The sequence below is a fragment of the Shimwellia pseudoproteus genome (assembly GCF_016415625.1).
In the GTDB taxonomy this organism is placed as follows: Bacteria; Pseudomonadota; Gammaproteobacteria; order Enterobacterales; family Enterobacteriaceae; genus Shimwellia; species Shimwellia pseudoproteus.
Map to the genome: position 1 here is coordinate 1 of NZ_WBXP01000082.1, position 7,521 is coordinate 7,521.

8 protein-coding genes are annotated in these 7,521 nt (G+C 57.3%); 1 reads left to right on the plus strand and 7 read right to left on the minus strand.

Going from position 1 to position 7,521, the window contains the following annotated elements; translation table 11 throughout:
- Nucleotides 1-478: 478 nt before the first annotated feature.
- Nucleotides 479-1,636, plus strand: coding sequence for a multidrug efflux MFS transporter EmrD (gene emrD / locus F9C28_RS19255; RefSeq protein WP_408641542.1), 1,158 nt, complete (start codon nucleotides 479-481; stop codon nucleotides 1,634-1,636).
- Here emrD and F9C28_RS19260 read toward each other — a convergent pair.
- The 7 genes from F9C28_RS19260 to ibpA all read right to left on the minus strand — a co-directional run bounded on the left by F9C28_RS19260 (nucleotide 1,554) and on the right by ibpA (nucleotide 7,201).
- Entirely contained in the window at nucleotides 1,554-2,645 is a 1,092-nt protein-coding gene (locus F9C28_RS19260) for a cellulase family glycosylhydrolase (RefSeq protein WP_199016886.1), read from the minus strand. The two genes, emrD and F9C28_RS19260, sit on opposite strands and share 83 nt — an antisense overlap.
- 100 nt (nucleotides 2,646-2,745) lie before the next feature.
- A complete protein-coding gene (locus F9C28_RS19265) occupies nucleotides 2,746-3,693 on the minus strand; it encodes a radical SAM protein (protein WP_199016879.1) in 948 nt (315 codons plus the stop codon).
- Nucleotides 3,693-4,052: a DUF202 domain-containing protein gene (locus tag F9C28_RS19270; protein WP_199016880.1), complete on the minus strand. Its 360-nt coding sequence runs from the start codon at nucleotides 4,050-4,052 to the stop codon at nucleotides 3,693-3,695. The genes F9C28_RS19265 and F9C28_RS19270 overlap by 1 nt, the downstream gene beginning before the upstream one ends.
- Nucleotides 4,042-4,395, minus strand: a complete 354-nt coding sequence (locus F9C28_RS19275) for a YidH family protein (protein WP_199016881.1) — start codon at nucleotides 4,393-4,395, stop codon at nucleotides 4,042-4,044. Before F9C28_RS19275 ends, F9C28_RS19270 begins: the two co-directional genes overlap by 11 nt.
- A 63-nt stretch (nucleotides 4,396-4,458) precedes the next feature.
- Nucleotides 4,459-6,120: a putative transporter gene (locus tag F9C28_RS19280; protein WP_199016882.1), complete on the minus strand. Its 1,662-nt coding sequence runs from the start codon at nucleotides 6,118-6,120 to the stop codon at nucleotides 4,459-4,461.
- 120 nt (nucleotides 6,121-6,240) lie between these two features.
- Nucleotides 6,241-6,669 carry a small heat shock chaperone IbpB gene (gene ibpB / locus F9C28_RS19285; protein ID WP_199016883.1) on the minus strand — a complete coding sequence of 143 codons (429 nt, stop codon included), beginning with the start codon at nucleotides 6,667-6,669 and terminating at the stop codon, nucleotides 6,241-6,243.
- A gap of 118 nt (nucleotides 6,670-6,787) precedes the next feature.
- Nucleotides 6,788-7,201, minus strand: coding sequence for a small heat shock chaperone IbpA (gene ibpA / locus F9C28_RS19290; RefSeq protein ID WP_199016884.1), 414 nt, complete (start codon nucleotides 7,199-7,201; stop codon nucleotides 6,788-6,790).
- Between the last annotated feature and the right edge of the window lie 320 nt (nucleotides 7,202-7,521).

The window sequence follows — 7,521 nt, forward strand, 5'->3', positions numbered from 1 at the left end:
TCGATGTGTTTGCGGGAAAAAAATCGGCCCAGATCCGCGAAATTTTAATCAGCGAGTCAGCTTGGGAAGAAATGACCTGCTTATTCGCACCTTCCTTAGAGTAATCATTCTATAATAATATTTCCCGCCGTTATGCTTACCGCCAATAAACAGATTCACCGCGCAAATAAGACCCGGTAATTGGCCGCTATTCGGCACGGCACCTGGCGCGGCGCGGGGTGCCTTCATCCTCCCCGCAGCGCCTGGGGCCACGGGGCAGCGCGACCCCGGCGGTGATCACCCGCGCCCCGGCTGATCACCGGGAAACATGGCAACTAAAATTGCCAGTTTTCGCCCCATCACACTTAGCAACATACATCTAAATGTTCATCAATTTGTGGTAGATTTGACTGCATAATCACCAATCATCCAGTGTTATCTTCAGAATCAAGAAACAAAAACCATGCAAAATATCAGTAAATCGCAGCACCAGCATATCATGCTGATGCTGATCCTGCTGGTTGCCGTCGGGCAAATGACGCAAACCATCTATATTCCGGCCCTCGCCGGGATGGCCCTTGACCTTAATGTCCGCGAAGGGGCGGTGCAAGGGGTTATGGCCGCCTATTTGCTGACTTACGGCGTGTCGCAGCTGATCTATGGGCCGCTGTCGGACCGGATTGGCCGCCGCCCGGTTATCCTCGTCGGGATGCTGATTTATATAGCCGCGACGCTGCTGGCGCTGTTTTCCCGCCAGCTGCCGGTGCTGGTTACCGCCAGTGCGCTCCAGGGGATCGGGACCGGGGTGGCTGGGGTCATGTGCCGTACCATGCCCCGTGACCTGTACGAAGGCAGCGAATTGCGCCATGCCAATAGCGTGCTGAACATGGGGATTTTGGTCAGCCCGCTGCTGGCGCCGCTGATTGGCGGGATCCTGGAAACCCTGTGGAACTGGCGCGCCTGTTATGCGTTTTTACTGGCATTGTGCCTGGTGGTTACCTGGAATATCTGGCGCAAAATGCCGGAAACGCGCCCGCAGCACAGCGCGCCGCCAAAACTGCTGGCCAGCTATCGCCAGTTGCTTGGTTCGATGTCATTTAATTGTTATTTATTGATGCTGATGGGCGGGCTGGCCGGTATTGCGGTCTTTGAATCCAGCTCCGGTGTGTTGCTGGGCGCGGTACTGGGGCTGCCCAGTGTGGTGGTCAGTATTCTGTTTATTCTGCCGATTCCCGCAGCGTTCTTCGGCGCCTGGGTGGCCGGACGCCCGAATAAGTCGTTCTCCGCCATGATGTGGCAATCCGTCTCCAGCTGCCTGCTGGCCGGGTTACTGATGTGGATACCGGCCTGGTTTGGCATCATGAATGTCTGGACACTGCTGGTCCCCGCCGCGCTGTTTTTCTTCGGGGCGGGGATGCTGTTCCCGCTGGCCACCAGCGGCGCCATGGAGCCGTTCCCCATCCTGGCCGGTACCGCGGGTGCCCTGGTGGGCGGCCTGCAAAATATCGCGTCCGGTACCCTGGCCTGGTTTTCCGCCATGTTGCCGCAAAACAGCCAGAACAGTAGCGGCCTGCTTATGACGGCGATGGGGTTGCTGATTGTGTGCTGCTGGCTGACCCTGGCCCAGCGGGCGCGCCGCCACCATCAACCGATTTAGCCGCCGGATGATCATGGCCCGGTTTAGGACTGGGCCTGGTCACCTTCGCCGGCGTACTACAGTCCGGGCCTATCATCGCATCCAGTAGCGGTTTCTTCTCTGGCCGCCACGCCCCTTCTTCCCCATCATAGAACCAGCTATCCGGATTAATGGCATAGGGAATATGCGCCTTTTGTAATTCACAGGCCACAAAGGTGGCAAAGGCAATCGGGTTCTGCAATGAAGCCTTTTTGGCAATCTCACCGGCAGACCATGCCCCGAGCCACGCCCGGTGTCCGGTTTTCTGCTGCCAGCGCACAACGGCATGGATCCGCGCCCGGATAGCGGCCTTCTCTACCGCCGTCCCCGTGGTCCAGGGGTACTTACCGTTATTCTTCACCGGCCCCCAGGGGAAAATATGCCATTCGGCAAACACCACACCGTTGTTACCCGCAGGCCACTTCAGGCCGGATAAATCCTCCGGTGCCCCGTGCATCCGCGGGGCAATCATGATAACCCGGTCGGGGCTGATTTTATGGATAGCTTTAACCAGCTTCTCGTAGGCCCGGTTCAGCAGTTGCGGGTTGCGACTGAGTTTGTCGCCGGGATCGTAAATCAGGTCAAAGGCCAGATCCGGGGACTGGCCGGCAAAACTGTTCGCCACCGCACTCCACCAGCGCACCAGCCCCGCTTCGTTTTCGGCATCCGGCTCATTGTGGAAGGCGTCTGCCTGGTAACTGATGATAGGCACAATGCCATATTGCTCGCAGGCTTCGACTATTTTGTGCAGGTGAACAAGGTGCTGGCTGCTGGTGTCAGCGGCCACGCGAATACGCACGTGATGAATACCACGCTGCTGGAAATCCCGTACTGCCAGAGGGTCAAACTCGCGGATGCCGCGATCGGTCAGCGCCCAGTCCACCACCATACCGGTGCCCAGGGTACTGACGTAGCCGGACACCGCCCCGGGCGGCGGTAAGGGAACAGGCTGCTGGGCCAGGGCGGATGCACTGAGGCCACCCAGCAACATCACGGCGGCAAAAATAGGTTTCAAAACAGGCCTCTGCCAGCTGAGCTAAAACCTATTATTTAGCACGCTTTTTCCCGTCAGGTGTAGCAGAAACGCAATTTTACCGCTCATCCGGGGCGCTTTTTCTCACCGATGCCAGCAGCGGTATCAGTTCCACCGGCGATCGGCGCTGGGCGATAAGGTCACGCATCACCCGCATAAAGGGGGCGGAATAGGTGAAAAAGTCCAGATAGCCGCTGCACAGCACGCAGCCAACATCCGGTGTTGCGCTGGGCTGGGCCCGGCACAGCCAGCCCATTTCACAGCGCTGGCAGGCCGGTGTCATCCCCGGCGCCGGCTTCAGCCCGCACCAGGCGCCCAGGGCAGCATCAAACTGCTGAATAAAAATCTGGCCGATGTCATGGTGCACCCAGCAGCGGAACACGGTAGTGAGAAAATGGCCCCACTGCGGGCCATTTAGTATGTCCGACGCGGCACCTTCGATGCGCGGGACAAACTGAATAAAAGGCACACCGGTTTGCTTGAGCCAGTCATATAACCCGCGCGGGTGCTGGCAATTCACCGGGTTAACGTCCACCAGTAACTTGGTATTCACCTGGTGCAGTTTCAGCCGCGCCAGGGTATCCATCACCACCGCGTGGTCAGGGGGTAAGCCGCGCCGGGTGCGCGCCAGATCATGCCACTCTGCCGGCCCCGCAAGGGGAAGCTCCACCAGCCACTGGTGGTGGCTAAGAAACTGTACCCAGCCGTCATCCGGTAAATAGCCGTCAATTAATACGCTGTTATGAATACGTCTCCCGCCGCCCAGTCGCGCCTGCAACCCGACAACATCGCGGAAAAAGGCCAGTTTCTCAGGAGAGGGCTCCCCGCATAGCCAGTCAAATGTCACATCATCTTCAGGCTGGGAGGCGATTTGCCGACCAATGTAATCCTCCAGCGTCGGGCTATCCATTACCTGGACCGGACGCTGGCGGCTGAAATCAATATTGCGATACGGGAATAACCCGTAAGGTTGGGGGGTAATTGCCGTAAAAAGACGACCCAGCATTACATCTCCTGTAGATATTCAATAAGCCACCGCGCATGGACGGCGGAGAACAGCACCGCCAGTGCCAGTATCGCCAGTACAATTCCCAGCCGGGCCCATATCCCGGCGCGGCTAACGATTTGGCCAGGATCAATATCCATAAGATTACGCTGTCGTGCATAGCCATAGATCACAAATCCTGCGAGGGATGTGGCCGCCAGTGTGATCCAGTAAACACGTCCGGAGATTTGCCCGTAATGACGCAGGGCCAGCACCAGTAATGCCCCATAGCCGAGCAGGGTTCTGAACCAGGCCAGTGAGGTGCGTTCCGGTTGCAGGCCGGGGTCGTCAATGCGCCGCTGATGGCGACTATCCGCCATACAGCACCATGATAAGCACCGCCCCGGCAATCAGGGCCATCACAATGCTGAGCAGCAGCAATACCGGGGTGTAGGGCAGATCTTGCCTGAGGCGCATGGCGGTTTCGGTTTTCACCCAGCGCAGGTAAGAAAAGATGGCCAGGCAGCCGGCAAACAGGCACAGCGCCAGGGAGACAATCTCGCGGATTAACGGGGTGGCCAGCTCCGGGGCTAGCTGGTCCAGCCCGACACCGGCGGCCAGCACCCCAAGGGCAGTACGTACCCAGGCAAGAAACGTGCGTTCATTCGCCAGTGAAAAACGGTAATCCGGTGCATCGCCAGGGAGCTTGGTCTTGTTTGCCATGTTATTCATCAGGGTCAGGGATTCGCCATCCCCTGAGAATAACAAATATCCGGCAATGGGGGGTTATCCGATGCCCCAGAACAACACCGCCAGCAATTGCGGGGTGATAATGCGCAGGAACATCACCAGCGGGTAGACCGTGGCGTAGGAGAGGGAGGCAGCGCCACAGGTGCCGTGCAGGCTATTGGCAAACGCCAGCGCCGGGGGATCGGTCATCGACCCCGCCAGCATCCCGCACAGGGTCAGGTAGTTCATCCCGGCCACCATCCGGGCCAGCAGGCCGACAATCAACAGCGGCACCAGGGTAATCACCATGCCATACAGCATCCAGCTCACCCCGTCCCCGCTGACCAGGGTATCAATAAAATCACCGCCGGATTTCAGCCCCACCACCGCCAAAAACAGCACAATCCCCAGTTCACGCAGCGCCAGGTTAGCGCTGGGCGGCATAAACCAGTACAGGGTGCCAATACTGCCGATACGCCCGAGGATCAGCGCCATGATCAGCGGCCCACCGGCCAGCCCCAGGCGCAGGGCCACCGGGAAACCGGGGATAAACAGCGGTACCGAGCCGAGCAACACCCCCAGCCCGATACCAATAAATACCGGCAGCATCTGTACCTGCTGGAGTTTCTGCTGGGCGTTACCCACTTCCGCAGAGACCGCGTCAATCGCCGCCGGTCGCCCCACCAGTACCAGAATATCGCCGAATTGCAGGGTTGCCCCGCTACCGGCAACCAGCTCAACACCGGCGCGGTTTAGCCGCGAGATAACCACGTCATAGCGCTGTTTAAAATGCAACTCGCGCACTTTCTTACCGAGCACTTTTTCATTGGTGACCACCACCCTGGCGACCCGCAGATCGGTCCCCTGGGTAGAGAGTGAGGTCTCCACTGATTTCCCAATCACCAGTTGCGCTTCGTGCAGATCTTTCTCCAGGCCCACCAGGTGCAGCAAATCCCCGGTCTGAATCAGGGTCCCCGGGGAGGGCACCATCAGCACATCATCGCGCTTCAGGCGCGAGCAAATAATCCGGTCATTATTGAGGATCGGAACATCCTGGATGGCGAGTTTATCGAGATTGGGGTTTTCTACCCGAATATTAATGGTGTGCAGCGCCGCATGGTTAACGGCGTTTGCGGTGTCATAGCTCCGGGCTTCGTTATCGACATTAATGCGCAGCAGGAAGCGGATGGCCCACATACACAGCAAAATACCGCAGATCCCGAAGGGGTAAGCCATGGCATAGCTCATGCCCATCTGGTTAATATCCTGGGCCGGGCTACCCAGATCGGTCAGGATTTGCTGGCCAGCCCCCAGGGCCGGGGTATTGGTCACCGCCCCGGAAAAGATACCCAGCGCCACCGGCAGAGGAATATTGAACAACTTATGCAGCAGCGCGGTAACCAGCCCCCCGAGCAGCACAATTAACATGGCGAACAGGTTCAGGCGCAGCCCGGAGACCCGCAGAGAAGAGAAAAAACCCGGCCCCACCTGAATGCCGATGGTATAGACGAACAGGATCAGGCCGAACTCCTGGATAAGGTGGAGCATTTCGGCGTTGAGCACAATGCCCAGCCGCTCCGCATAGTGGCCGACCAGGATGCCCCCAAACAGTACCCCGCCGACCCCAAAGCCGACCCCGCGGAGTTTGATACTGCCGATCCATAACCCGACAATGGCAACCAGTGCTAAAACGCTGACCGTTAGCGCTATTTCGCTCATAGAACATTCCTGAAAAGCCATCTGTATTAGTATGGATTTTGTCAGAACTTGCCGCTAATGACCGGGTGGCAGAGCACAAAAAAGGCTCCCGAAGGAGCCTTATGCAGCGAAATGGCAAGATTAGCTATTCAGCGCCGGACGCTCGCTAATGGCTATCCGGGTCGGTGCGGCGGATTCCGGTACCTGGCGCTCAGTATCAATATGCAGCAGGCCGTTGGTGAAGGTGGCGCCGGTCACCTGCATATGGTCAGCGAGGGTAAAGCTCAGGCTGAACGGCTGCATTACCAGCCCCTGATGTAACCATTTAGGTTCATTTTCCGGGGTTTTTGGCGCACCTTTAATACTCAGCCGGGTCCCTTCAAGGTTGATTTCAATGTCTTGCTGGCTGAAACCGGCCAGGGCGAGCGTAATGCGATAATGGTTATCGTCGCTCTTTTCAATGTTGTACGGCGGGAAGCCCTGGGCTTCCGGGGCGTTTTGCAGCGCACTGGCTAATTTGTCGAAACCAATCCACTGACGCAATAAGGGGGAAACATCGTAGTTACGCATGGTATTTTCCTTCTGAGAAGCGAAAAAGTCTGGCCCGTCACGGTATGACAGGCACGGTTGCTCCCGATAATCGGCAAGCAGGTTATCTGGACCGCCCGCGGCGGCCCGGCACAACAGATCAGTTAATTTCGATACGGCGCGGTTTCATCGCTTCCGGGATAACCCGTTCCAGGTCGATGTACAGCAGCCCGTTGACCAGGTTGGCACCCCGTACGTGAATATTTTCCGCCAGCTGGAATTTACGCTCGAAGTTACGTTCGGCAATCCCCTGATACAGGTAAGTGCGCTCCTGCTGCTCGCCCTCATGGGCGCCTTTCACCACCAGCAGATTGTCCTGGGCGGTGATGTCCAGTTCGCTTTCCGCGAAACCGGCCACCGCAATGGCGATGCGGTAATGGTTTTCATCTACCAGCTCAACGTTATACGGAGGGTAGCCGCCATTTGACTGGGTTTGATTATTTTCCAGTAAGTTAAATAGACGGTCGAAACCAATAGCGGAACGGTACAGCGGGGAAAGATCGAAATTACGCATATAAATTCTCCTGAAATCAGCGAGTTGCATTCAGCCTTCCACAATGGACAGGCTTAATGGCCCGGTCTCCCATTCGGCGAGTACCGCTTTTGGCCACACTGAATAAATGGTGTCGCCCGGCGTTTTTTCAAGTTTATTTCAGCAAAATTTTTACCGCTGACAATTCTTCACTTACACTGAACCAGGGGAAGTTGCTGGCATAGTGAGAGCAGCGCCACAGTGCTAAGGAAGGTGCGAACAAGTTCCTGATATGAGATCATCATATTCATCCGGAGCGCATCCCAGAGGGACATCATGAGCCATCAACTCACCTTCGCCGA

What these genes read in the sequence shown, in the direction of transcription:
- emrD (WP_408641542.1), top strand. Translation starts at nt 479, where the DNA reads ATGCTGATGCTGATCCTGCTGGTTGCCGTCGGGCAAATGACGCAAACC.
- F9C28_RS19260 (WP_199016886.1), bottom strand. Translation starts at nt 2,645, where the DNA reads ATGTTGCTGGGTGGCCTCAGTGCATCCGCCCTGGCCCAGCAGCCTGTT.
- F9C28_RS19265 (WP_199016879.1), bottom strand. Translation starts at nt 3,693, where the DNA reads ATGCTGGGTCGTCTTTTTACGGCAATTACCCCCCAACCTTACGGGTTA.
- F9C28_RS19270 (WP_199016880.1), bottom strand. Translation starts at nt 4,052, where the DNA reads ATGGCGGATAGTCGCCATCAGCGGCGCATTGACGACCCCGGCCTGCAA.
- F9C28_RS19275 (WP_199016881.1), bottom strand. Translation starts at nt 4,395, where the DNA reads ATGGCAAACAAGACCAAGCTCCCTGGCGATGCACCGGATTACCGTTTT.
- F9C28_RS19280 (WP_199016882.1), bottom strand. Translation starts at nt 6,120, where the DNA reads ATGAGCGAAATAGCGCTAACGGTCAGCGTTTTAGCACTGGTTGCCATT.
- ibpB (WP_199016883.1), bottom strand. Translation starts at nt 6,669, where the DNA reads ATGCGTAACTACGATGTTTCCCCCTTATTGCGTCAGTGGATTGGTTTC.
- ibpA (WP_199016884.1), bottom strand. Translation starts at nt 7,201, where the DNA reads ATGCGTAATTTCGATCTTTCCCCGCTGTACCGTTCCGCTATTGGTTTC.